General features: G+C 52.6%; 21 protein-coding genes and 1 riboswitch. Of the genes, 2 read left to right on the top strand and 19 right to left on the bottom strand.

The window, feature by feature from the left end:
* The 13 genes from B1728_RS00105 to B1728_RS00045 form a co-directional block, all read right to left on the bottom strand.
* Entirely contained in the window at window positions 1-1,038 is a 1,038-nt protein-coding gene (locus B1728_RS00105; protein ID WP_079908149.1) for a FecCD family ABC transporter permease, read from the bottom strand.
* 1 nt (window position 1,039) lies between these two features.
* Complete coding sequence (locus B1728_RS00100) at window positions 1,040-2,068, bottom strand: ABC transporter substrate-binding protein (protein ID WP_079908148.1); 1,029 nt, start codon at window positions 2,066-2,068, stop codon at window positions 1,040-1,042.
* A gap of 189 nt (window positions 2,069-2,257) precedes the next feature.
* Window positions 2,258-2,456, bottom strand: a riboswitch (cobalamin riboswitch).
* A gap of 45 nt (window positions 2,457-2,501) precedes the next feature.
* Complete coding sequence (locus B1728_RS00095; protein ID WP_079908147.1) at window positions 2,502-3,044, bottom strand: hypothetical protein; 543 nt, start codon at window positions 3,042-3,044, stop codon at window positions 2,502-2,504.
* Between the two features lie 131 nt (window positions 3,045-3,175).
* Complete coding sequence (locus B1728_RS00090; protein ID WP_079908146.1) at window positions 3,176-3,442, bottom strand: aspartyl-phosphate phosphatase Spo0E family protein; 267 nt, start codon at window positions 3,440-3,442, stop codon at window positions 3,176-3,178.
* Window positions 3,443-3,565: 123 nt separating this feature from the next.
* On the bottom strand, window positions 3,566-4,756 hold the full coding sequence (locus B1728_RS00085) for an aminotransferase class I/II-fold pyridoxal phosphate-dependent enzyme (RefSeq protein WP_079908145.1): 1,191 nt from the start codon (window positions 4,754-4,756) through the stop codon (window positions 3,566-3,568).
* Between the two features lie 13 nt (window positions 4,757-4,769).
* Window positions 4,770-5,261 (bottom strand): Lrp/AsnC family transcriptional regulator, encoded by a 492-nt coding sequence (locus B1728_RS00080; RefSeq protein ID WP_079908144.1) that lies wholly within the window; start codon window positions 5,259-5,261, stop codon window positions 4,770-4,772.
* Between the two features lie 276 nt (window positions 5,262-5,537).
* Window positions 5,538-5,816, bottom strand: a complete 279-nt coding sequence (locus tag B1728_RS00075; protein ID WP_079908143.1) for a hypothetical protein — start codon at window positions 5,814-5,816, stop codon at window positions 5,538-5,540.
* A 415-nt stretch (window positions 5,817-6,231) separates the two neighbouring features.
* Entirely contained in the window at window positions 6,232-7,161 is a 930-nt protein-coding gene (gene cysK, locus B1728_RS00070) for a cysteine synthase A (RefSeq protein ID WP_079908142.1), read from the bottom strand.
* Between the two features lie 124 nt (window positions 7,162-7,285).
* On the bottom strand, window positions 7,286-8,596 hold the full coding sequence (locus B1728_RS00065) for an MFS transporter (RefSeq protein ID WP_079908141.1): 1,311 nt from the start codon (window positions 8,594-8,596) through the stop codon (window positions 7,286-7,288).
* A 125-nt stretch (window positions 8,597-8,721) separates the two neighbouring features.
* Window positions 8,722-9,237, bottom strand: a complete 516-nt coding sequence (locus B1728_RS00060; RefSeq protein ID WP_079908140.1) for a hypothetical protein — start codon at window positions 9,235-9,237, stop codon at window positions 8,722-8,724.
* A gap of 138 nt (window positions 9,238-9,375) precedes the next feature.
* The gene (locus B1728_RS00055) at window positions 9,376-9,774 is read right to left on the bottom strand and encodes a DUF350 domain-containing protein (RefSeq protein ID WP_377739962.1); all 399 of its coding nucleotides are present in this window, start codon (window positions 9,772-9,774) and stop codon (window positions 9,376-9,378) included.
* A 209-nt stretch (window positions 9,775-9,983) separates the two neighbouring features.
* Window positions 9,984-10,661: a PspA/IM30 family protein gene (locus B1728_RS00050; RefSeq protein ID WP_079908138.1), complete on the bottom strand. Its 678-nt coding sequence runs from the start codon at window positions 10,659-10,661 to the stop codon at window positions 9,984-9,986.
* Window positions 10,662-10,794: 133 nt separating this feature from the next.
* Complete coding sequence (locus B1728_RS00045) at window positions 10,795-13,158, bottom strand: endonuclease MutS2 (RefSeq protein ID WP_368665231.1); 2,364 nt, start codon at window positions 13,156-13,158, stop codon at window positions 10,795-10,797.
* 230 nt (window positions 13,159-13,388) lie between these two features.
* On the opposite strand from B1728_RS00045, the gene B1728_RS00040 reads away from it, so the two are divergent.
* Window positions 13,389-13,748: a phage holin family protein gene (locus tag B1728_RS00040; protein ID WP_079908136.1), complete on the top strand. Its 360-nt coding sequence runs from the start codon at window positions 13,389-13,391 to the stop codon at window positions 13,746-13,748.
* 196 nt (window positions 13,749-13,944) lie between these two features.
* Entirely contained in the window at window positions 13,945-14,343 is a 399-nt protein-coding gene (locus tag B1728_RS00035; RefSeq protein ID WP_079908135.1) for a cupredoxin domain-containing protein, read from the top strand.
* A gap of 92 nt (window positions 14,344-14,435) precedes the next feature.
* On the opposite strand, the gene B1728_RS00030 is transcribed toward B1728_RS00035, so the two are convergent.
* The 6 genes from B1728_RS00030 to B1728_RS00005 form a co-directional block, all read right to left on the bottom strand.
* Window positions 14,436-15,023: a uracil-DNA glycosylase gene (locus B1728_RS00030; RefSeq protein ID WP_483310959.1), complete on the bottom strand. Its 588-nt coding sequence runs from the start codon at window positions 15,021-15,023 to the stop codon at window positions 14,436-14,438.
* Between the two features lie 27 nt (window positions 15,024-15,050).
* Window positions 15,051-16,130 (bottom strand): Ger(x)C family spore germination protein, encoded by a 1,080-nt coding sequence (locus B1728_RS00025; protein WP_079908134.1) that lies wholly within the window; start codon window positions 16,128-16,130, stop codon window positions 15,051-15,053.
* Between the two features lie 18 nt (window positions 16,131-16,148).
* On the bottom strand, window positions 16,149-17,237 hold the full coding sequence (locus B1728_RS00020) for a hypothetical protein (RefSeq protein WP_079908133.1): 1,089 nt from the start codon (window positions 17,235-17,237) through the stop codon (window positions 16,149-16,151).
* 73 nt (window positions 17,238-17,310) lie between these two features.
* Entirely contained in the window at window positions 17,311-18,618 is a 1,308-nt protein-coding gene (locus B1728_RS00015) for a spore germination protein (protein WP_179135815.1), read from the bottom strand.
* A 236-nt stretch (window positions 18,619-18,854) separates the two neighbouring features.
* Window positions 18,855-19,400 (bottom strand): CvpA family protein, encoded by a 546-nt coding sequence (locus tag B1728_RS00010; protein WP_144027716.1) that lies wholly within the window; start codon window positions 19,398-19,400, stop codon window positions 18,855-18,857.
* Between the two features lie 9 nt (window positions 19,401-19,409).
* Window positions 19,410-23,852: a hypothetical protein gene (locus B1728_RS00005; RefSeq protein WP_079908131.1), complete on the bottom strand. Its 4,443-nt coding sequence runs from the start codon at window positions 23,850-23,852 to the stop codon at window positions 19,410-19,412.
* Window positions 23,853-24,434: the final 582 nt, after the last annotated feature.

Below are 24,434 nucleotides of genomic sequence, written 5' to 3'. Positions count from 1 at the left end.
TTATTCGTTCGACAATCGCTTGCTTCTTTTTAATAAATAGGCAAAAAACGGAGCCCCCATGAACGCGGTTACCACTCCGAGCGGAATTTCCGTCGGACTCAGGACCGTACGGGCAAGCGTATCCGCCCACAGTACGTAGATTGCTCCCCCGATAAGGGAAAGAGGCAGCAGCAGCCGATAGTCCGGCCCTACGATCAGCCGCAGCAAATGCGGCACGATCAGGCCGACAAAGCCTACGACCCCGGAGACCGACACGGCCGCCGCCGTAATCAGCGTTGCAGCCGCCAGCACAATAAGCTTCGTTCGCTCGACCCTTATACCCAGATAGGCCGCCTGCTGCTCGCCCAAAGCGAATAAATTCATCGCTCTTCCATAGCCGAACAGGATCATGACGCCGATCGCCAAGTAGGGCAGCAGCACAAGCGAATACATCCAGCCCCGAAGCGCCAGGCTGCCCATCAGCCAAAACACAATTTCATTAATAACCTGCTTGGACATCGCGACCATAAACGAGACGAAGGCCCCGAGAAAAGCCTGCATGACGACCCCGGATAAAATCAGGGCTTCCATTCGTATCTTACCGCCCGTTCTTGCGAGCATAATCACAGTGATCAAGGATAGCGCTCCTGTAATGAATGCGACAACCGGAACGGTTGCCGAGCCCAGCAGGGCAAACTGTAGGCCGAACAAGATCAGGAAAGCAGCGCCGACCGAGGCGCCGGAAGAAACCCCCAACGTATAGGGGTCCGCCAGCGGATTGCGCAGCACTCCCTGGAAGGCCGCTCCCGCAATGCCTAAGGAGGCGCCTACCAGCACCCCCAGCAGTACGCGGGGCAGCCGGACGCGCCAAATAATCTGCTCGGAGGCCGGCTGCCAGTCCACGGGAACCGAGCCTCCGATTCCGGGCAGATGATGCGCCAGAATGCCCCATACATGCAGGAGCGGCACATGAACCGTACCGATGGATAAACTGATCGTCACGGAAAGAAGAAGGAGCAGCACTCCCGCTCCTCCCCATGCCATTAGCTTCCGCTTCATTTTATTTCACCAATTCCGGATAAATGCCTTTGGCTACATCTACCAGCGCTGCTGTAATCCGCGGTCCCGGACGGCTGATCGAGTCCTTATCCAACCCCGCCAGCTTGTTGTTTTTGATCGCATCGACATTAGCCCAGCTAGTACGCTCTCTAATGATTTGATCCATGGACTTCTTGGAATTTTCATCGATCAGATTTTTCGGGTACAAAATCACTTGAGGATTATCCGCGATCACCTTTTCTTCATTCAGCTTCGCGTACCCGGTAATGTCGGAAGAAACATTAATACCGCCAGCCAAGGTGATCAGCTCGTCCATGAATTCTCCCTTCCCTACCGTCCAGCCCGGAGAAAATTCCATGAGCACCCTTTTCTTTTGCTCCGGCTTCAGATCCTTGACGGCATCCGTAACCTTCTGACGATCCGCCTTCATAGAAGCTACCAGCTTCTCCGCCTGCTCCTGCTTGTCAAAAATTTGCCCGAATTTCAAAATATTGTTCATGACGTCGTCAATCGTCTTGGGCTCTACCTTAAACACGTTCACATTCAAGCCTCTGAGCTGCTCGACGGCTGCTGTTTTGAGCGATACGCCCGATAGCACGACATCCGCGTTAGCCGCAATCAGCGCTTCCTCATTCGGCTTCACGATGCTGCCCATCTTAGGCTTTTTCTTCGCTTCCTCCGGATAATCGCAAAAGTCGGATACGCCGACGACTTTGTCGCCCAAGCCCAGAGCGAACAGAGTCTCCGTCTCGCTGGGAGACACCGACACAATCTTGGCCGGCGCCTTTTCAAAGGTAAACTCCTTGCCTGTTGCATCCTTCACTTTCAACGGATATACTGTAGCCTTTGCGTTCGCGGCTGGAGGGCTTGTCTGTTCTCCGCTGCTCGCTTTAGCCGGCTCCTTCAGATCTGCCGTGCCCGAGGGCTTCGTCTCCTTCGGCGCGCAGCCGGCTGCGCTGAACACAAGCGCCAGACCCAGTACAGCCGCCAGCCATTTTTTTCTGCCGCTTCGTTTCATTTCACTCCACATTGTGGTACCTCCCTTTGTCCTTCCATCCCATTGTATCGTTCCTGTTCCATGTCCCGGTTTGCATGCACGTCAAAAACCCTCTGATCCTGATCGCTGCAATTAGGAAGCAGAGGGCATGCGATTGCAGACGCTGTCCGTTATTCAGAACGCAGCGCGTGCAAACGACGCTCCTTTTTCCTCGAAAAGGCCCGGTCTATTCCCGATTAGGCAGGTTTCCTGGCTTATGGAGTTGTACGGAGGCCTCGCCTTCCCATTCCGGTTCAGAACAGTGGCATTATGAGACTCTCCCTCCAAAATACAGTGGCGGGACCGCTCCGGATTCACACCGGCTTCCCTTTTAACCTGCCGGCTTGTTAAGCAGACAGGCACCTAGTCGGATAACTCTATGAAATTAAAGTCAGACCTGCCTATGCAGCAGGAACGTCCATTAGGTCTATTTTTGCGCGATGACCTTCATCACCTGCAAGCCTTTTTCCAGATTTTTGGCATTGGCCGGAATGAAGGCTACCAAATCTTTGCCATTCAGATTAAGCTCTGTAAACCATTTGGTTTGTTCCAAAGGAATACCGTACAAATGCTTCTCTTTCTTCGGCGCTGCATTCTTATCCTTGGAATCTACCGGGAGCTCCAGCACGCCTCCGGGAAAATCCTCCTGCTTCGCCACATCATCCAGACTGACATAGCCGCCCTGCTGGCCTATCGTTTTAAACTGCTCCGTCGGCACAATAATGATGCTGTTATCTCCCGCCGCAATTTCAACGACCAATTTATCCATAGAAAACATCGGCGTGGTCTGAATCTTTACGGTCGGAGCTTCGCCAAGCTTCGTTTGCAGCGCAGCCTGCAGCTTATCTCCCACTTCGTTCGGAATTCCATTGGGGCCTGTCATAAAAATCAATACATCAGCCTTGGGTCCCCCGCCGCAGCCGGCTAGCACCAGCAGCAGCATGATGATGAGCATGAATTTCCCTTTCATGTTCCCTCTCCTTATAGATGCGCTTTCTTGGATTGCTATTACCCCCAATCATATCATAAATGTCTCGTTTCTTTCAAAACTAGAGATAAAAAAGGAGATGGCCGCAGGCTGAAATGTAAAAAAAGGAACCGTTACCGGCTCCTCTTATTTCGATTCATATACTCATTTATCTTTTTGTCCAGGATCATGCTGATCTTCACAACTTCCGGTGAGGTCAAGCATTGCTCGCTCTGAACCAGTCGTTCGAGCTCCTGACGCAACCTATAAATCTCTTCTTCCAAAGATACGTCAGAAGATGACCGCTTCTTTTTCCCAAAAAACCACTTGGCTTGCTGATTATTCTCTCGAATCCAACCGATTTGCGGGTAATGCCTAAGCTGATATTCCGGAAAAGCCATTCTTCATCCCCCCCTGGCATATCTTTAGATTCGGAAGTCCCATAACCCCAAAGGATATGAAACTTCTATACTATTAAAGATAACAGTTTTTGTCGGGGATGGAAATGACTACTTTTGTCGAAACTATAATTTACGTATAAAATTTCCGATCCTTTCGATCGCTTCCAGCAATTGATTGACGGAAGTCGCGTAGGAGCAGCGCACGAAGCCTTCTCCGCCCAAGCCGAACACATATCCCGGCACCGCAGCGACCTTCGCTTCAAGAAGCAAACGCTGGGCAAACTCCTCCGAGCTTAGTCCCGTAGAGGCAATCGAAGGGAAGGCATAGAACGCTCCCTGCGGCTCATGGCACTCGAGCCCGATGTCCCGGAAGCCTTGAACGACAAGCCGGCGCCGTTGGTTATAGGACTCTACCATGCGATCCTTTTCATCCATACCGTTTTTCAAAGCCTCGAGAGCTGCGACTTGCCCCATAGCAGGTGCGCACATGACGGTGTATTGGTGAATTTTGAGCATCGCTGAAATTAGATCCCTATGTCCGCAAGCATAGCCCATCCTCCAGCCGGTCATCGCGAAGGCTTTGGAGAAGCCGCTGACCAGGATGGTGCGGTCCTTCATGCCTGGCAAGGAAGCGAAGCTGACATGCTTCTGCTCGTAAGTCAATTCTGCATAGATTTCGTCGGAAATGACAATAAGGTCGTTTTCCTCAACAATTTTTGCAATCGGGAGCCAATCCTCGTACGTCATGATGCCGCCCGTCGGGTTGCTCGGATAGCACAGAATCAGTACTTTAGACTTAGGTGTAATGCTCGCCTTCAAGGCTTCGGGAGTCAGCTTGAAATTATCCTTCGCGAACGTCTCGATCCCGACAGGAATCCCCCCGCCGATCTTCGTAATCGGAGAATAGGAGATATAGCAAGGCTCCGGAACAAGCACTTCATCCCCCGGGACGATCAAGGCACGCAAGGCCAAGTCAATGGCTTCACTGCCGCCCACCGTAACCAGGATTTCGTCAGAAGGCTCGTACGGCACATGGAACGAATCGTACAAATACTCGGCGATCGCTTCCCTTAGCTCCGGCATTCCTGCATTCGGCGTATACTTCGTATTGCCGCGTTCAAGGGAATACACGCAGGCTTCACGCACGTGCCAAGGCGTGCAAAAATCCGGCTCGCCGACACCAAGAGAAATGATATCCTTGCTGGCGCTGACCAGATCAAAAAATTTGCGGATCCCTGATGGGGGGATTTCTCTCACCAAGGGAGCCAAATAACCCGACATCGACTTTGTAGAAGGCTCATGTTGTTTGATCATCACTCATCATCCTTCACGGGGAGATTAACATACGGCGGTCATCCTCATGATCTTCAAAGGTGATGCCGTCCTGCTTATATTTTTTAAGTATGAAATGTGTTTTGGTCGATAAAACGCGGTCTATCGGCGACAGCTTATTGGATACGAAAGAAGCGACTTCCTTCAGCGTTTTCCCTTCGATCTCTACCAGCAAATCATAGGCTCCGGACATCAAATATACGGATTTGACTTCCGGATACAAGTAAATGCGCTCGGCGATCGCATCGAAGCCGCGGCCGCGTTCCGGGGTGATCTGAACTTCAATCAATGCGGTTACCTTCTCGTTGTCCACCTTCGCCCAGTTCACAATCGGCGCGTATTTGATAATGACGTGCGCATCCTCCAATTGCTTGATCGCTTCCGCCACTTCCGCCTCCGGCGCACCCAGCATAGTTGCTATTAACGCCGGGGTTCTTCTCGCGTCTTCCTTAAGCAGCTCAATAATTCGCATTTTAAACTGTTCCATCGGTGGTTAACCCTCCCAAGAGTTGTGCCTTACATTAGCTTCCTTCCAGGTTTTGCGTTAGACAAAACCTGTCTTCCGCTTACATGTCATGGATAGATAAATTATTACTCCATATTACACCCAACCGGCGGCTTTTTGCAAAATAAAATTGCTCTTGCTTGGGCTGAGCCAAGTCTGCATGCCATCCCTTCAACGCAAAAATAGCCCGCAGGGCACAATAGCCTCGGGCTTGCATAAAATCTATATAAGAAATAATAGGCTGCTGTAAAAATGCTACTAACGGTGAATCGATAACAGCCTGCGTATGTTCGCTTCAATCTCGTGGCAGCGGTAATCCTCAAGCACGGTAATTTGCAGCCCGCCTTGCCCGTCCGACTCTCCTGTCACTCTTCCGATGCCCACCAGCCGGCCTTTGTCATAAGCGGCGATCACATAAGGGCTCTGGCAGTACGTTTTGTACAGAAGTTCCGCATCGGCTGCATGATCCTCGACGGATGCCAGCAATTGCTCAAACTGTCCTTGTGCAGGAGGCTCATTTTCTAATGCTATAATCAAGTCAATCACCATCCTACCTTGTATTGTTCTACACTTATAATTATACATCTATATGCATTTTTATTCAACTTATTTTTCAATTATTCCTGCCTAATTTTGAATGCTTGCTGCTTCTTCCGAGCGAGCTTCCCCTAGTTCCTAACCAAAACAAAAAAGCACCTCTCACGAGGTGCTCCAGGTTGTTGAGAATCCTATCTTTGAGAAAAATGCAAAAGGTGATAGGTAGGGTGTCCCCTGCAGGAGCGATAGCGTTCGCCTTTGTTCTCGGAAAATCACTGCTATGAAGCAATATGATCGAGTTTTCCGAGAACAACAGCGACCGGAAGGGGATACCCTACCGGGTACCATAGCCGTTTTTCGGATTCTCAGGTTCTTCAACAAACTTAAGCACCTCTCGCGAGGTGCTCGTCCCTACTTAAACAAAGATGCCCATGCTCAAATACCGTTCTCCCGTATCCGGAGCTATACACAATACCCGCTTCCCTTTACCGAGCTTCTTGGCTACCTGCAGCGCAGTCCACACCGTAGCGCCGGCGGATGGACCGACCAGAATCCCTTCCTTGCTCCCCAGCTCCCGGGTCGTGCGAAGCGCGTCCTCATCGGCCACCTGTACGATCTCGTCGTACACCTCCGTATTAAGGATAGCCGGAACAAAGCCGGGACTGGTTCCTACCAATTTGTGCGGGCCCGGCTTGCCGCCGGACAATACCGGGGAGCCTTTAGGCTCGACGACATAAATTTGAATGCCCGGAATGCGTTCGCGAAGCACCTCGCCTGTGCCGGTAATCGTGCCTCCCGTTCCCGATGAAGCCACGAAAGCATCCAGCCTGCCCTCCGTCTGCTCGATAATTTCCAATGCCGTAGTCGTTCTGTGAATATCCGGATTCGCCGGATTTTCGAATTGCTGCGGAATGAAGCTGTCCGGTATTTCATCCCGAAGCTCCAGCGCGCGGCGGATCGCTCCCGGCATTCTTTGATCGGCAGGGGTCAGCTCTACATGAGCTCCGTACGCCTTCAATATGTTAATACGCTCTTTCGTCATGTTATCCGGCATGACCAGGATCGCCTTATAGCCCTTGGCCGCCGCATTCATGGCAAGCCCGATTCCGGTATTGCCGCTGGTCGGCTCGATAATCGTAGCGCCCGGCTTCAAGATCCCGTCTTTTTCCGCCTGGGCTATCAGGTTCATGGCCGCCCGATCCTTCACGCTTCCGCTCGGATTGAAATATTCCAGCTTGACGTATACCTCGGCGTCGTTCTCCCCCGTTAACCGGTTCAAGCGTACCGCCGGCGTATCCCCAATAAGTTCCGTAACGCTGTTGACCATTCGATTGTTTTTGCTCATCTAAAGCCACTCCTTTCCGCACAGGACTCGTCGCTCTATGCTCCACACCTTCGTCCTAATTGTAACGGCGCTCCTTATTTTGTCAACAGCCTGGATACTGCCGGAAGGCTCCATAGCAGGATGATTACGACGCCTTAACCGGTTTATCCATCGGAACCTTTCGCATGAAAAACCAGGATGCAATCGGAGTGCAGCCGATGCCCAGGAGCAGCCAGTTCATCGCGGCAGGAGAGGAAGTCATAGCCACCACAGCAATAAAAACGGCCGTCCCCGTAATACGGCCCGCATTCAAAGCAAGCTCGCGCATCACGATATACTCCTCCCGATGCTTTACGCTATCCTCATGCTTGCCGATCAAATCAAATACGGAGGAGGTCATAGGAATCGAGTACATCGGGAAAAAAAGTCCGACGCCGGCCCCAAAAATGAGCAAAGTCAAAAAATTGACCTTCCAGAAAAAGGGCAGAATGACAAGGACGATCATGACCGCTCCGATCAGCATCGCTTTCTTCCTGTATTTCGGCTTCAGCAGCCTTCCTGTAATCATAAAGCTGACCAAAGAAACAGCCGAGGTAATCAGGGCAAAGTTCCCCAGCTTCATCTCATTGCCGGTATGAACATAAACAAGCAGACCGATCATGAAACCAAACACGCCTTCCCTTGCGCCTTGAGCCACTAAGCCGAGTGACACCGTACGCCACAGCGTCTCCTTTTGACTCAGACAGCGCAGGGTAAGGAACCATTCGTAATGTCCTTGGGACTTTCTTTTTTTCAGAAAAAAACTGAATATGACACCAATCACGAAAATGACAAGAGACAGTGTAAAGATCACGCGATATCCGTTCGTCTGCTTCAAATGAATGATTAAAAAGCCGGAGATCCACGGAGCGATCATCCCTGCCCCGGACCCTAACAACCCGGCCCATCCGTTAAAACGATCCCGATTCCCTGGATTCGTCACCTCAAAATATACTACGTTGAAGGCTAGCCAAAATAAACCGGAAGCCATCCCGAGAATAACCCCCAAGAGCAGGTAGAAATGAACCGCGTTGGTTCCGAACCACAGCACCAGCGTATAAAACAAGGCGGATACCGCCACTCCGGCCCGTAAACAGTTCATCTTGTTATGCTCCTTGACCCATTTTCCCGCAAGCCAAAAGGTCAGAGCCATCGCCACATGGTTAATCAGCGTAAACCAGCCGATAAGAGCAAAGTCCTGCCGCGCCTTCCACAGATAGACGTTGACAAACGTACCTGACAAAGCGTTGGCCGCAGCCACCAAGCCTTGAACGGTCAGAAGCAGCCTGGATTGTGCTGTCAGCCTGCCTCCCTTCCCGGAGGAAGTCTCACTCTCGTCGCCGTCGTAGCGCCACCCTGTGCGCTGCTCTTTGCTCCGCACCCATTTGTGCGGAAATTGTTTGGTTCCAGAATGCATTGTGCTCACCTGTTATGTAGGATTATGACGTCCTTGTTAACCTTCCCCTCTCTATGAAAAACATGAGGGAATGAAAAAAAAGGAAATCCCCATCCTAGTGGGAATTTCCTTTTTGAGAGCCGAGCTTATTGATGGCCGTGCTGCTTTAACAGCTCGATCATCGCCAGACGGTCTTCCTCGGACAATACCTGCTCCACTCTGAAGCAGGAAGGGCAGACGAAGACCTTCGTGCTGTGAGCCGCCTTAACCAAAGGCTGGTTCAGTCGCGGCGGGATGACAGGAACGAAGCCTTGCTGCATGGTCTGCGTACCTGTTAGCAGCATAAAGCTGTGGCAGACAGGACATTCCGGCGTATCCTCCTGCGTGTCCAGTACACGCTGTACGCCTTCCTCGTAGTCTTCGATCCCTTCAAACTCCTCGTAGTCCTCATATTCCTCGAGGTCCTCATCATCCTCAGGATCGTCAGCTTCCTCTTCGTCCAAATCCACCTCTTGCTCGTCCTGCCCTACCTTCAAATTAATGCTGCGGTAATCGCCGAGCTCATTAAAGCAGTGCGGACAGGTTTCCTCCGGACCGATTTCGGGGTCCCATACAATCTCGGTTTGGCACCATGGACATACTTGATCATGCGATTGCGGCACCGTACATTCCTCCGATTCAACTTACTAGCCGTGTTTAATAAAATAATACGTGCCCCAGACGAAAAACACAAGCGCCAGGGCCAGTAAACTGCCCCATAAATATTTCATTTCATGCCCTCCGGATCTAGCCCTGCCATCTTAAGTTACACTCGCACCGATAACATACGACATGGAGATGGAAATCACCATCGACAGGAATCCAACCGCCTTGTTATCCTTTTGAATCTGCTCATCTATTTTAAAGTATGGCGTCAAAAATTCAAATATAAAATAGGCGACCAGAAGCAAAATAAAGCCGTAGCCGGCCCAAATCAGCGAATGGAGCACGGAATCGTTATTTAAAATAGCAAAGCGGAACAGGTTGCAAATCCCGAATATTTTGCCTCCGGTAGCCATAGCTACTGACAGGTTTCCATTCTTGATTTCTTCCCAGTCCTTATATCGGGTCACTAGCTCAAAGATGGCGAGGAACACAATGAGAGCTACGACGGCAACGGAGAAAAAAGCCAGCGTCTCTATATAAGGATTATTTAGCATGACATCCACCTCTTCATTCAAGTATCGACACCTCCCTACAAAACCTCAAAAGTAGCGAATCCTGATTGTTTCGTTGCATTTCGGGGAATTCCCCGGATAAGAAAAACATATTCGGGTACGGGATTGAATATGAAACGGCTTTAACGCTTGAAGAGACTGTGGCCGAAGCCGCAGTCTCTTGCTTGGTCGATACTATTGTTCGGGGTGGATTAGGATTCCTTCTTTGCCGCCAGCTTGGCTCTCAAAGCGGCAAGCTCATCGTCAACGCCATCGCTCTTGCCCAATTGATCCAATTCATCATCCAGACTGCGGTTTTTGGAACGAAGCTCGTTGCTTGCTTCCGCCTCCGCTTCCATTTGCAATACTTTTTCCGACATACGATCAAAGCCTTTAGCCGCATTATCCGTTCCAAAGCCGGACATCGCCTGGTTGATTTGCTTTTGCGCTTTTGCCGCTTCCGCACGAGCTACGAGCAAATCCTTTTTGTTTTTCATTTTGGTAAACTCGTCTTTCATCTCTTGCAGCTGATCGCGCAGACGATCTGCATTGCCTCTGGCGATATCGTATTGCTTTTTCATTTCTTCATAACGGGTTTGATGCTCTTTCTTATCCTGCAGCGCACGGCGGGCCAAATCTTCATTGCCTTGCTCCAGAGCCTTCAGAGCCTGCTCTTCACGCTTTTGCACCATTTCGAACGCTTCTTCGTATTGCTGCTTGAATTTCTTCTCAACCGCAATTTGCTTCGCTACAGCCACTTCGGCTTCGTTGATGTCCTCTTCCATGTCGCGCAAGAATTGGTTCAGCATTTTCACCGGATCTTCCGCTTTATCTAACAAATCGTTAATCGAAGCCATTGTTAAGTCACGCAATCTTTTGAAGATTCCCATACCCAAATTCCTCCCATGAATGTTCTATTGTATTGGAAAAGCTTTAGTTCTTATCTTACAGTAACATCGATGTTTACACTATACATACGAGGCAACCCTGCTCGGAGTTTCATCGCGCTGCAAAAAAAATTTGTCACTTCAGCTCGGCTACGGTGACCCCAGTACCGCCTTCATTATAATTGCCGATACGATAGCTCTTGACGTGCTTATGCTTGCGCAAAAACTCCTGAATCCCCGTCCGCAAAATTCCGGTGCCTTTACCATGAATAATATAGACCTGGCCGAAATTGGCCAAATACGATTCATCCAGAAAACGGTCGACCTCAATCAGCGATTCCTCCAGATTAAGTCCCCGCAGGTCCAGCTCCATTCTGGCGTTCTCATCCCGTGTCCGCTTCAGGCTTGCTGCGGCTTGCTGCGGTTTCTTCTCCGCGGCGGATGCAGCCTTAACAAGCTCCAGATCGGCCAGCTGAACCTTCATCTTCATGATGCCGAGCTGTACCATCGCTTCGGTATCGCTGACCACTTCAACGATATGGCCCTTCTGACGCAGGTTGGTTACAAGCACCTCGTCTCCGGCTTCCAGCTTATCCTGCTTCTTCTTGGAAGGCTGCGCCGTCTTTTTCTGCCGAAGCTCCGGCACGGCCTGATCCAATCTGCGCTTGGCGTCGCTTAACTGGTGATCCTTCACCAGATGGGCTTCCCGCTGCATGCGCCGCAGATCGGCGATGATCTCGTCCGCCTCGCGCCGGGCTTTGGCGACAGCCTCCTGAGCTTCGCGCTCCGCTTTCTCGAACATCCGGTCACGCTGCTCTTCAAAGCGCTGCTGCTGGGCTTCCAGCTTTGCGCGCAGGCTCTCCACCTCACGGCGGAGCTGTTCGGCCGTTTGACGCTCCGCTTCGGCTGTCAAACGGTTTTCTTCCAGCGTGGCAATCATCGATTCCACGCGCTGATCCTCTTCGCCGACCTGCCCGCGGGCATGCTCGATAATCGACTTGGCAAGGCCCAGCCGCTGGGCGATGGCGAATGCGTTGCTTCGGCCAGGAACGCCGACCAGCAGACGATACGTCGGGCTGAGCGTCTGAATATCGAACTCCATGCTGGCGTTGATGATCCCCTGGCGGTCAAAGGCATAAGCCTTCAGCTCGCTGTAGTGGGTCGTGGCGACGATACGGCAGCCCATTTTATGAATATATTCCAGGAGCGATATGGCCAGAGCCGAGCCTTCCGCCGGGTCGGTACCCGCACCCAGCTCGTCAAGAAGCACCAGGCTTTTGGGCGTCATATCGCGAAGAATCCGAATGATGTTGGTCATATGGCTTGAGAACGTACTCAAGCTTTGTTCGATGGATTGCTCATCTCCGATATCGGCATAGATTGCGTCGAAGACACATAGCTGGCTGCCTTCCTCCGCAGGAACGAACAACCCCGACATCGCCATTAAGGACAGCAGGCCGATCGTCTTGAGCGATACCGTTTTACCGCCGGTATTGGGTCCCGTTACAATGATTGTTGTATACCGGTTCCCAAGCTCGATATCGAGCGGCACAACCTTATCCGCAGGAATGAGAGGATGCCGTCCGCGCTTGATCTTTATAAATCCGCGGTCATTTAATATCGGCAGCGTTGCTTTCATCTCGTGGGACAGCCCTGCTTTGGCGAAGGTAAAATCCAGCTCGGCCAGCGCATCGAGATTGCCTAACAGGAAGTCGGCAGACTCGGCTACCAGCTCAGTCAGCATACGCAATATTTTCTCAATCTCCGTCTCTTCCTTGAGCTTCAGCTCCCGGACGCGGTTATTCAATTGAACGACGGCTTCAGGCTCGATGAACAACGTAGCGCCGGAAGCGGATTGGTCGTGTATCATCCCGCCGAAATGGCCGCGGTACTCCTGCTTCACAGGAATAACATAACGGTCGTTACGGATGGTAACGAGGTTATCCTGCAGCATCTTTTGGATGGAAGGGGTACGCACCATCTGCTCCAGACGATCCCTTGCACGCGTTTCGCTGGTTCGCAGCTCCTGACGGATACGAGCCAGCTCCGGACTGGCCGAATCCACCACCTGCGCATTCTCGTCGATACACTGCTTGATTCTGTCTTCCGTCGGCTTCAGATCCTCTATTTGCTCCGTAAGCATGACCAAAGAAGGAATTGGATAATCCTCATGCACCTCATTCAAAAACCGCTTGAGCCTTCGGCCGCCATAGATCGTATTGGCAGTATCATACAGCTCCGAAGGGCTCAGCACACCGCCGATCCTCGCACGATGAACCGCCGTCTTGATATCACGAATGCCACCGAATGGAGCGCTTCCTTTGAGCCGGTTCACGTTAACCGCTTCGTCCGTAGCCTTTAAACGCCGCTTGACTTCTTCAAAATCTCCGCTCGGAAGCAGCTGCTCCACACGTTCCTTTCCCAGACTGGTTTCCGCGTGATTGGTGCATTTATCTAATATGGAGGCGTAATCCAATGTCTTTAAAATTTTGCTGTTCAATTCCATCCTACCTTTCTTTTCCGTTACCCATCTATTCATTATATTATATCCGATGCCTTGGGGATAAGCTAATTTTCTGCTATAGCCGTTCTCTCCGCCATTCTAAAATATGGTTTACATAAACCCCATGGCACAGGCCATAATACTATGTGCAGCGAGAAAAATCGTCAAAGGTACGCCGTTCACCGTGTCAGATCCAAAATGCTACTAGAGAGGGAGGTTTAAAGCCGATGCATTTGCTTGGACATCTCGTCAGGTTTATCGTATCTGCTTTGGTCTTGATGTTCGTCAGCTTCATCGTTCCCGCATTTAAGGTCGGCGGGTTCTGGAGCGCTTTTTTCCTGGCTTTGGTCATTGCGATTGCGGCATGGGTCATTGAAGGCATCTTCGGCAAAAAGATCACACCGTTCGGTCGAGGGATCGTAGGGTTCATCACCAGCGCCGTAATCATTTGGCTGGCCCAATTTGTTGTAAGTGGAGTTACAACGAGCTTTATCGGCGCCATTCTTGCTGCATTGGTCATCGGCATTATCGACTTGTTCATTCCGGTCAAAACACCGTTTGAGCAAGGAACCCGGGATCGAAAGTAAGCTTCTCCCCACGAAGCAAGCGGTCTTCGAACGTTTGCCGTCAAAGGGGACAAAAATCAGTCTGCGGATTTCCGCAAGGCTGATTTTCTTTGATTGTTACAAATCTGCCTTCCATTATTCACCGGTTTGTCACTGCAAATGGTACGCCGCTCGTGTATCATGATCAGTGAGCAACCATAAAATGGAGGGGTAACGGATGAAAAAACTTATTATGTTGGCAGTAGCCGTCTGTCTTGTATTGGCATTGTCCGCTTGCGGTAAAAAAGAGGAGGCCAGTGCGCCGGCGCCTACTTCAAATGCTGCATCGGGTTCCGCATCCGCCGGAGCTTCCAACGAACTGAAGCTTGTCGCTTCGAACTTCAAGTTCGATCAGGCGGAATATAAAGTGAAAAAAGGACAAGACATTACCGTCACATTGGAAAATAAAGAAGGCATGCACGGTGTAGAGATTAAGGGCTTGAACGTCAAGCTGGACGGCAGCACCAAAACAAAAACCTTCAAGGCAGACAAAGAAGGCACTTATGATATCATTTGCTCGGTTCCATGCGGCCAAGGCCATATCAATATGAAATCGAAGCTGATCGTTGAATCTTAAGGGCTCATAACCGGAGGCACGCCCGATAGGGGTGCCTCTTTATTTTGTCCATAGCCAGGTACACAGGCTTTTTTCAAGGCCAGGCCGATCATTTATTTTTCTTCTTTGATTGTAGAAACGACCAGCTTAATATCCTCAACGAAATATTTCATCAGCACCGGTCTTCGCCTCACGGCTAAGGGATGGTAGGAGAAGGTAACCGGGATCCCCTGATAGCTGTGCCAGGCTCCTCTGAAGCTTTTTACGTCAGCCTCTTCATCCGGAAATAAAGATTGTACGACTGTGTTCCCCAAACCAAGAATTATGGCAGGTTCTTTGTCCCCAAGCTGCTCCTGTAAATAAGCAGAACAAGCCGCCCTCGCGAGCGGTTTATTATAGGCCCGTTTGGGACGGCATTTTAAAAGAAAAGTGACATAAACCATCTCAAGCGCCAGCCCCGCATCTCTCATACCGCGTTGGAGCGTCTCCCGGGTGCCGCAAACGAAAGGATTCCCTTCCCGGTCCTCCCTCAGCCCCGGGTTATCCAGCAAAACAATAATGGGTGCATCAGGGTTTCCTTCTCCCCAAATTACTCGCTGACGATGGCTGCATAGCTCGCAATTCTGGCAATGAACCGCATGCGCCGGAGGGGCTTCTTCCTCTAACATCACTGGAGTAAAGTCCGACATTCTTTTTCGCAAATTCCTTTCTCGTATTGTTGTCTATCCTTAGCGTACGACTCCCGGTCCCGAGATCTTCACCCGTGTGTTCACCTTAAACTTGACTTGCGGATACACCGATTCCCAATGCTTGTAATCCTGTTCATCACCGAAGTAAGCGGCCAGGTAGTGAAGCCCGAAGCCATAGGGATCCGTTCCGGAATCCCGAATTTTATAGAGCAGCCTCTCGACTTGACGGGAGAAGCGTTCGCCGAGCTTGCGCTCAATGCCTTGCCAATCCTTCTCCAGAACAAAGGGAGGGCTTTCCTCCAGAATGCCGGTGATCATGACGTTCAAAGTGACTTTCGGAATATCATCTTTGCTGACATTAATCTTGGATCGAATCTGATTGACGGTTAAGACAATCCTTTTTTTTCCGTAAGGCATCTTGAGCTCGGACTTCGGAAATTGCTTGGCCGTCATATTAAACAGCATGGTTTCTTCCGGGTCCAGAATGAGATGAGGCCGTCTTTTGCCCATAATCAGGACACGATCGATCTCGTAGGTGCTCTCTTTGCCTCGGATAATAGGAAGCGCCGGATCAAGGCCTCTTTCAAAATGGCGACGGGTCAGATCAAATAAGTACGTCGTCACCGTATAGGGAGATTCCGAGCCCTCATTGCCGAAGGTCAGAGTCAGCGCATTGCCAGGGTACCGTTCCGATTTCGGCACAACTTTGAGCACGGACAAGGCATCCGGTTCACCCACACCTACGTAGCTGACCGCTTGAATGTCCCGCCTTCGGGCGAACCAGCTCATGCTGCTGGGATCGTTATGATCGAACAGCGATTTGCCCATCACAAATATACGGCAGTGGCCGAAATCAAGCTCCTTGTCCACAAACGACTTCAAATGTCGCACGCCTTCGGCGATCGATGGAGCGTCGATGGTTTGGATTTGGGTCTTGGACGACCCGCTTTCGACCTTTGCCGATGTGATGGCCAACCGGATCGAGACCCGAAAGGGCTTCTCCGGGTTTCCGCTCCAATCGATTCCCATGGCCACCACATAGAAGCGTTTGTCGATATCCTTCATCCCGCAGCCTGCGAGAAGCAGGCAAAGCAGGAAGACCGTGAATGCCCTGATCATGCTGAATGCCTCCTCTGTTCACGATGATTTGGGACGGCTCTCCGCGGTATCGCGCCCGGTTGAATTTTTTCTCGCCAAGAATACGATAAAAATCATGACGAACATAGCAAACACCTCGACACAAAACCGGGCTATAAGCCACCACCCCGTTGCCCATTGATTCCTCTGCTCATTGGCCCACAAGGAATAAACGAACGACAGCCCTCCGAAAACAGTGCATAATATCCAATTGGATAGAGGAACCGGCATTTCTTCTGCTTTGGGTTTATGGCGGGGAGAACAGCCCTTGAAAAATTCCATGGCGCAATGAAAGGTGTTCATGACGAACATCAAGGAAAGAATCGTAAAGATAACCAAGAAGATGAACAGCACCCGTTGGATGAAACCGTATTTCATGATCATGGAATCGGCTGTCACGCTCCATACGAAGATATACTGTTCTGCCGCCATCGTTCCGTGAAAGCCGATAGGGATAAAGAACGAGGAAAATGCAAAGCCGGTTCCCAAAACAGGGATGATCCAACGATACTTGAATTTAATCGGCTTTGTGTTTAAACGATTGAATAGTTGAATATTCAAATATCCGCTGAACAAAAATGACGCCGCGGCGATCGATTCAAAGGTTGGCGCCCGATCCACATAACCGGCCACTACTCTCATCGCATCCCAGCTGAGCTGATCGTCGGTAACCGACTTGTACAGGATGAATACGCATATTGGAGCTACTAGCAGCAGCAGCATCTCGAGGGAAAACTGTACGGATCTGGAGGATCTGGAGCCGGCAAAAATACAGGCGGCAACAATGAGAAGCAAAAATGAAAATTCATTCATCTCCGGATTAAAAAACATCCCCATCGTCCGGGTAAAGTTGTATATGACAAGAATGCCTCCCGTTATCCAGGTCAAGCCCGCGAGGACGATCAAGGGAATAGCGACAGCGGGTGGAAGATATTGATGAAGAATTTCCGGCAGTCCCATGCCTGGGAACCGCAGAAAGCAGCTGGTCGTCACGATGGAGACCACTGTCCCGCAAACAATGGCGATCAGGATGCTCATTACCGCACCGTTAAACCGCTCTTTAATCAAAATGTGCGGCACAAACAGCATGACGTTCATGAACCCGACATAGATGAAATGATAGTAAAAGTAACGGATCAGAATAGATCCCCCCGATTATGATTCAACGATTTTTATTCGTCGTAAATATCGATAGATACGGCTGGCCAAAGCTGCGCAAATGGCACAAGTAGACAATAACGAGAAACATCGTCACAATAACACCGACCATGCCGTAAAAGATGGACGCGACGACGAAGACGTACTTCAAAGCCCGAATGGAGTAACTGAACGAGCTGCTCGGGATAACAAAATTAGAGATCGCAACGACGGATGTCACTATGATCATGATGCTGCTAACCAGTCCTGCCTGCTGGGCGGCTTGCCCCAGAATAAGACCTCCTACGGTTGCGGCGGTAGAGCCGACAAATCGGGGAAGACGGATACTGGCCTCAATAAGCGCCTCAATCATAAAAAGCATAATGAAGACCTCAATGAAAGCCGGATACGGTACCGCCGCCCGGCTGCCGTCAATGGAGAAAGCCAGCTGCACCCGGAAAAATTCCGGATTATACTCCGATACGGCGATGTAGAGAGCAGGCAGCGTCATGGAGAGCAGCATACCGACATAACGGAACAAAATGATGACTCTCCCCATCCAGAACGGCTCGTAATCATCGTCCATCGCATGCATAAAGTCGAAGAAACGTACCGGAAGCGTAATGGCGAAGCGGCTGCCGTCTACCAGAATAGCAATCTTCCCTCTCGACAGAAACTGCGCTACGCGGTCGGGCCGTTCGGTCTGCATCGTGACGGGGAACATGCTGAACCGGGAGTTGCCCATATACATCGCGAGCTGACCGGCCGCCTGTAATAGCTTTATCTGGATATCCTCCAGCCTTTGGGACAGCTCCTTCAACGGTTTGTGGTCTACCTTGTCCCGATCGTACAAAATCATGATTCTGGTCTTCGAGTCATCTCCCTTCTCCATCTTCTCCACCGATAACGTCGGCAAATTATACCGCAAGCGCACCAGATTTGTATTCATGTCCAGATCCTCGGTGAACGCGGACTGGGGACCCTGCAGGGACGCCTCCACCTCCGTGTTCTCGGGCTGGTCCTGCATCTTCCGGACCGACTCCAGCGAATGAACATGTCCCTCGTATTCAAACAGCGTACAGCCTTTCAGCAATAGCGCCGTCCATTCGGCGGGGTCGTCCACTTGCTTGAAGCACGGGTTGCTCCGCAGCATCCTTCTGAATTCGTCGGGACGGTATCGATAAGAGAAAGGAACCATGAGCATGTCCTTCACATGATTGATATCGGTCATGCTGGGGAACAGGCACATTTCCATTCTTGCCTCTCCATTATCTAATGTCTGTGCCAGCAAATCGGCGGGAGAACCAAGCAGCTTTTTGATTTGCTCCAGCATAGCAATCCACTCCTTATCTGGCATAGATTACCCTGGAAGAAGGAAAACTATGCCGCGGCAGCATCCGGTTCCTGCCGGTTTGTACAGCATGTACAACGACAAAAATAGCTCGCTGCAGGGAGCGTAGTTGTTGAATAAGTCTCGAAAATATCAAAAAAGCCGCTGATCCCGCATGAGGCGGAAACCAGCGACTTTATTCCGTGGTTCTTTTATTTGAAACAGCTATGGCAGTACGATTAGACTGTTTTTTTGTTCCATAGCTCATGCAGCTTATCGGTAACCGAAGGTAATGCATTGTAAATATAAGGCGCGGACTTCGAGCCGTCCAATAAATGCCGCACCGTTTCATTAGGAATAACGGACATGACCTGCACCGCGATAACAATGATCAATGCCGCTTCAGCAAGGCCCAACAGAGCGCCGCTCCATTGATTGATCGTCTTGAGCCCTGGCGTGAGCACGATCCAGTTCAGGATGCGCCCTGCGAGGCTTAATGCGAATTTCACTCCGAAAAGCAACACAGCAAACGCTATAGCATTGTAAATATATGTATCGAGATGGAGCCCCTTCATCATCTGCTCATATTGCCGGAACGTTTCATTATCCGGCAGGGCAAGCACACCCGCAACCAATGGCGCCATATACGGATACAAAGCAAACGCCACCAGATAAGCAATAAAGAGGCCGGCCACGGATACGATTTGGCTAACCAATCCCCGGTAATAGCCTAACACCGTACCCGTTAACGCGATCACTGCCGCCGCCCAATCCAATCCGTTCATCGGGAGTCGTCACTCATTTTCGACAACCAGTTCAATCCATTCGTTATATTCAATTTGCAGCTTCTCATATTCGGACTTCAACTCCTGCAATTCGGTATATACCTGTTGAGCCCGTTCGCGATGATCGTTATATTCCTCCTGCAAAGCCTTGTTGCGAGCGGCTTGCTCGTTAAACTGCTCCTGAAGCTCGTTATACAGCTCGATTTGAAGCTGAAGCTCTTCCTGTTGGGTGGAGAATTGAATCCGCGATTGCTCAATCTGAGCGGACAGCTCGCTTTGGAGCTGCTGCCCCTCGCGATATTGACGCTCGAGCTCCTCGATTCGCGCGGCCTGCTGCCCCTGCTCCTGCAGCAGGCTTTGATTACGTTCCTGCTGCTGCCGGTACAGCTGCTCCAGCTCCGCCAAACGCTCATTTCCATGAAGCAGCTGAGTTTCCAGAGCGGCAGCGGCTTCCCGCTGGCCATACAGCTGTTCCTGCAAGGCGGCTCGCTCCGATTCCAGCTGCTGATTGGCAGCTCGGCTTTCCGTCTCCTGCTGCTTCATGCGGGCCTGCGGCTCAGCTAGCTGGCCCTCCAGCTCCTGATACAGCTCTTCTTGCAGCTGCAGCTCCTCCCGCTGCTCTCCGCCGAGCTTGCGAAGTTCATCCGTCTGCGCGGTTAGCTCCTCACAGCGACGCTGCCACTGGCTCGCGCTCTCTTGCAGCTGCAGCTGGTACGTCTGCTGCTCACGGAATTGCGCCATCAATGCGCGGAGCTCCTCCTGCATCGTGGCCAGCTGCTGCTGCTGATCCGCAAGCTGAGCTTCCCGCTGGCCAAGCTGCTCGCGCAAGGAGGCGAGCTGCTGCTCGCTTTCGCGAAGCGCCTCGGCGCTGCTCTCCGCCTGCTCCTGCAAGCGGCGCTCCGCTGCGCTATGCAAGGACTGCAGTTCCTCGTACATCTCCTCCTGGAGCTGCGTCTCTTCGAGCTGAAGGTCCAGCTTGCGCTGGAGCTCTGCAGCCAGCTCACGCTGTGCCTCAAGCTCGGATTGCAGAGCTTCGCTATGCTGCTGATGATTCTCCAGGCGCTCCAGGGCCGCTCTGCTCTCTTCCGCTTGCTCGTTCAGCTGCAGCTGAAGCTGCTGCTGCTGCTCCATTGCTTCCACCAGCTGCTCCTGAAGCTGGTTAGCCAATGCCTGAATTTGCCACTGCTCGGTACGCGCCTGCTTCTGCTGCTCCTGATTCCGTTCCAGCAGCTGTTCGTATTCCTTCTGCTGAAGCTGAATTTGCTCATTCAGCTGCTCGTTCAGCAAGCCTAGCTCTTCATAGCGCCGGAGCTGCTCCTCGCTTTGCCGCTGCAGCTCCAGTGCTTCGTCTTGTTGACGCTGCAGCTGCTCTTGCAGGTCACGAAGCTTCTGCTCGTGATCCAGCTTCAGCTGTTCCAGCTCCGCAGTCAGACGGGCAGCCTGCTGCACGAGCTCCTCACGCAGCCTTGCTGCTTCCAGCTGCGAACGCTCCGCTTGGGCAGTCAGCTCTGTTTGCAGCTGCTCTGCTTCGCTGCGCATCCGATCCAGCTCCGCTTGCAAGCGGCCGGTCTGCGCCTCGTGCTCATCACGCAGCTTGGCCGCCTCGGACTGCAAACGCTCCGCTTGAGCGGCAAGCTCCGTCTGCAGCTTCGACGCTTCGCTCCTCGCTTGCTCCAGCTGCTCGCTCAGCTCTGCTTCCTGCATCCGGCTCATCTCCTCCAGCTCTGCCGCCGATTCGCGTTCCTTCGCCAGCTCCTGCTCCAGGCTGCTGCCTCGCTCCTGCTCGCTTCTCAGCCGCGCCTCCAGCTCCGCTTGCAAGCCCCGCTCCTGCTCCAGCTTGCGCTCTTGCTCAAGCCTTAGCTGCGACAGCTCCGCAGTCAGGCGGCTTACCTGCTCCGAGAGCTCCTCACGCAGCCTCGCCGATTCCGACTGCGAACGCTCCGCTTGGGCAGCCAGCTCCGTTTGCAGCTTCGACGCTTCGCTCTTCGCTTGCTCCAGATGCTCCGTCAGCTCCGCTTCCTGCATCCGGCTCAGCTCCTCCAGCTCCGCCGCCGATTCGCGTTCCTTTGCCAGTTCCTGCTCCAGGCTGACGCCGCGCTCCTGCTCGCTTCTCAGCCGCGCCTCCAGCTCCGCTTGCACGCTGCGCTCCTGTTCCAGCTTGCGCTCTTGCTCGAACCTTAGCTGCTCCAGCTTCTGCTCATGCTCCAGCCTTAGCTGCGACAGCTCCGCCTGCATTTGGCTGACCTGCGCTTCAAGCTCCCCATGCAGCCTTGCCGATTCCGACTGTGAGCGCTCCGCTTGCGCCGCCAGTTCCGCTTGCAGCCGCTCTGCTTCCCTGCGGGCTAGCTCCAGCTGCTCTGTCAGCTCCGCTTCCTGCATCCGGCTCAGCTCTTCCAGCTCCGCCGCCGATTCGCGCTCCTTCGCCAGCTCCTGCTCCAGGCTGCTGCCGCGCTCCTGCTCACTTCTCAGCCGTGCCTCCAGCTCCGTCTGTACGCTTCGCTGCTGCTCCAGCTTCTGTTCGTGCTCCAGCCTTAGCTGCGACAGCTCCGCCTGCATCCGGTTGGCCTGCACCTCAAGCTTCTCGCGCAGCCCTGCCGATTCCGACTCCCAGAGCGCCAATTGTGCTGCCAGTTCCGTTTGCAGCTGCTCCGCTTCCCTGCGCGCCTGCTCCAGCTGCTCTGCCAGCTCGGCCTCCTGCATCCGGCTCAGCTCTTCCAGCTCCGCCGCCGATTCACGCTCCTTCACCAGCTCCTGCTCTAGCTCACTGCCTCGCTCCTGCTCCGCCTTCAGACGGGCTTCCAGGTCCATCTGCGCGCTGCGCTGCTGCTCGGCTTCCTGCTCCCGCTCGCGCTTCAGCTGCTCCAGACGCTGCTGCAGCTTCGCCAGCTCCACCTGTGCTTGCTCCGATTGCGCCGCAAGCTCCGTCTGCAGCTGGGACGCTTCGCTCTTCGCCTGCTCCAGCTGCTCTGTCAGCTCGGCCTCCTGCATCCGGCTCAGCTCTTCCAGCTCCGCCGCCGTCTCGCGTTCCTTCGCCAGCTCCTGCTCAAGGCTGCTGCCGCGCTCTTGTTCCGCCTTCAGACGGGCTTCCAGCTCCGACTGCGCGCTGCGCTGCTGCTCCGCCTCCTGCTCCCTCTCGCGCTTCAGCTGCTCCAGACGCTGCTGCAGCTTCGCTATCTCCACCTGCGCTTGCTCCGACTGCGCAGACAGCTCCGTCTGCAGCCGTGAAGCTTCGCTCTTCGCCTGCTCCAGCTGCTCCGTCAGCTCGGCCTCCTGCATCCGGCTCAGCTCCTCCAGCTCCACCGCCGTCTCGCGTTCCTTCGCCAGCTCCTGTTCGAGCTCACTGCCTCGCTCCTGCTCCGCCTTCAGACGGGCTTCCAGCTCCGACTGCACGGCGCGCTGCTGCTCCGCTTCCTGCTCCCGCTCGCGCTTCAGCTGCTCCAGACGCTGCTGCAGCTTCGCCAGCTCCACTTGCGCTTGCTCCGATTGCGCCGCAAGCTCCGTCTGCAGCTGGGACGCTTCGCTCTTCGCCTGCTCCAGCTGCTCCGTCAGCTCGGCCTCCTGCATCCGGCTCAGCTCTTCCAGCTCTGCCGCCGTCTCGCGCTCCTTCGCCAGCTCCTGCTCAAGGTCGCTGCTGCGTTCCTTGGCGAGCTTTAGCTGCTCCTCCAGCTCTGACAGCCCAGCGCGCTGCTGCTCCAGCTCCTGCTCCCGTTCATGCTTGAGCCGCTCCAGAACGGTGCTGCGTTCCTGCTCATTCTTCAGCTGTTCCTCCAGCTTGGCCTGCAGGCCCCGCAGCTCCTCCAGCTGCTGTTCGCGCTCCTGATCCAGCTGCTCCAGCTCCGACCGAAGTCTTGCCGCTTCGGATTCCAGCTGCTCGATTTGCGCGGTCAGCTCCGACTCCTGCAAAGCGCTCAGCTCTTCCAAATCCGCTACGGCCTTACGCTGCTCCTCCAGCTGCTTTTCCAGGCTCCGGCTCCGCTCCGACTCGCTTTTGAGCTTAGCCTCCAACCGTTCACGCTCTTGCCCCGACAGGTTTAATGCATTCTGCAGCCTGGAAGCCTCCGCTTCGAATCGGGTCCGTTCTTCTTCAAGCTTATTGCGCTCGGACTCCAGCTCTTGCAGCCGCTCGCGTTCTACCTCTAATTCCTGAAGCACCACCGCATGGCGCTCTTTAAGGTGGCCCAGCTCCTCCTTGGATTTCTCCAGCTGCTTTTGCTTCTCCAGCAGCTCTTCCAGCTCATCCTGCATTTTATAGTAATCATCTGATATATTTACTGCCGCCAAAACGGCTATTTTAGGCGTATCGAGACGCGGCGAACCCTCGGCGATTTTATGCATTTGATCGTTCACCTGCGCCACAACCCGTTTCATGTTCGTCGCGCTTGTTTTGGCAACCAGCTTATAAGGGGTGCCGAATATATCTACCGTCATTCGGATTTTCTCTTCATTGCTCACAAGTAAACTCTCCTTTCTTACCTTCACAGAGGAGGTTTATAAAGTCTCCGCGCGGAATGTGCCGGAAAAATAAGAACCCGGCGTGCGCCTTCAAAGGCCGCGATTCATTCCATGGAACGGCAGACATTTGTAAACACTTGGAAATCTAAATCAAGTTCCTCGTTTCCCAATATATTTCGATAAGCGGAACGTGTTTTCCTGCTGTAGCAGGCATACTTTATGACAAATTGCGAGCCTTTTGACGGGGATAGACCTGCAAAGTAAGGAGAGTCTGTTGAAACACCTATAGAGCTTGAACTATTGCCAATATACGAAGGTGGGATATCCCTATACAGCCAATGTTGAAATCCGCAAAATAACCCCACAAAGTGGGGCCAGATTGTCGAGAAACCTATAAGGCTTGAACTATTGCTAATATACTACGGTGGGGTATGCCCCTCCAGCCGCTGTTGAAACCCGTGAAAGGGATCAGATTTAGTGGTATTTTCACGGGTTTCAAAGGCGGACGTAAACTCTTCCGAGGAATACCCCACCTCCATATTTAGCAAAGTTCTCGCAAAACTAGGTTTCTCGACAGACTCA

Source organism: Paenibacillus sp. 32352, assembly GCF_002042965.1.
GTDB lineage: Bacteria > Bacillota > Bacilli > Paenibacillales > NBRC-103111 > Paenibacillus_S > Paenibacillus_S vulneris.
This window is presented reverse-complemented; position numbering and strand designations above follow the sequence as displayed.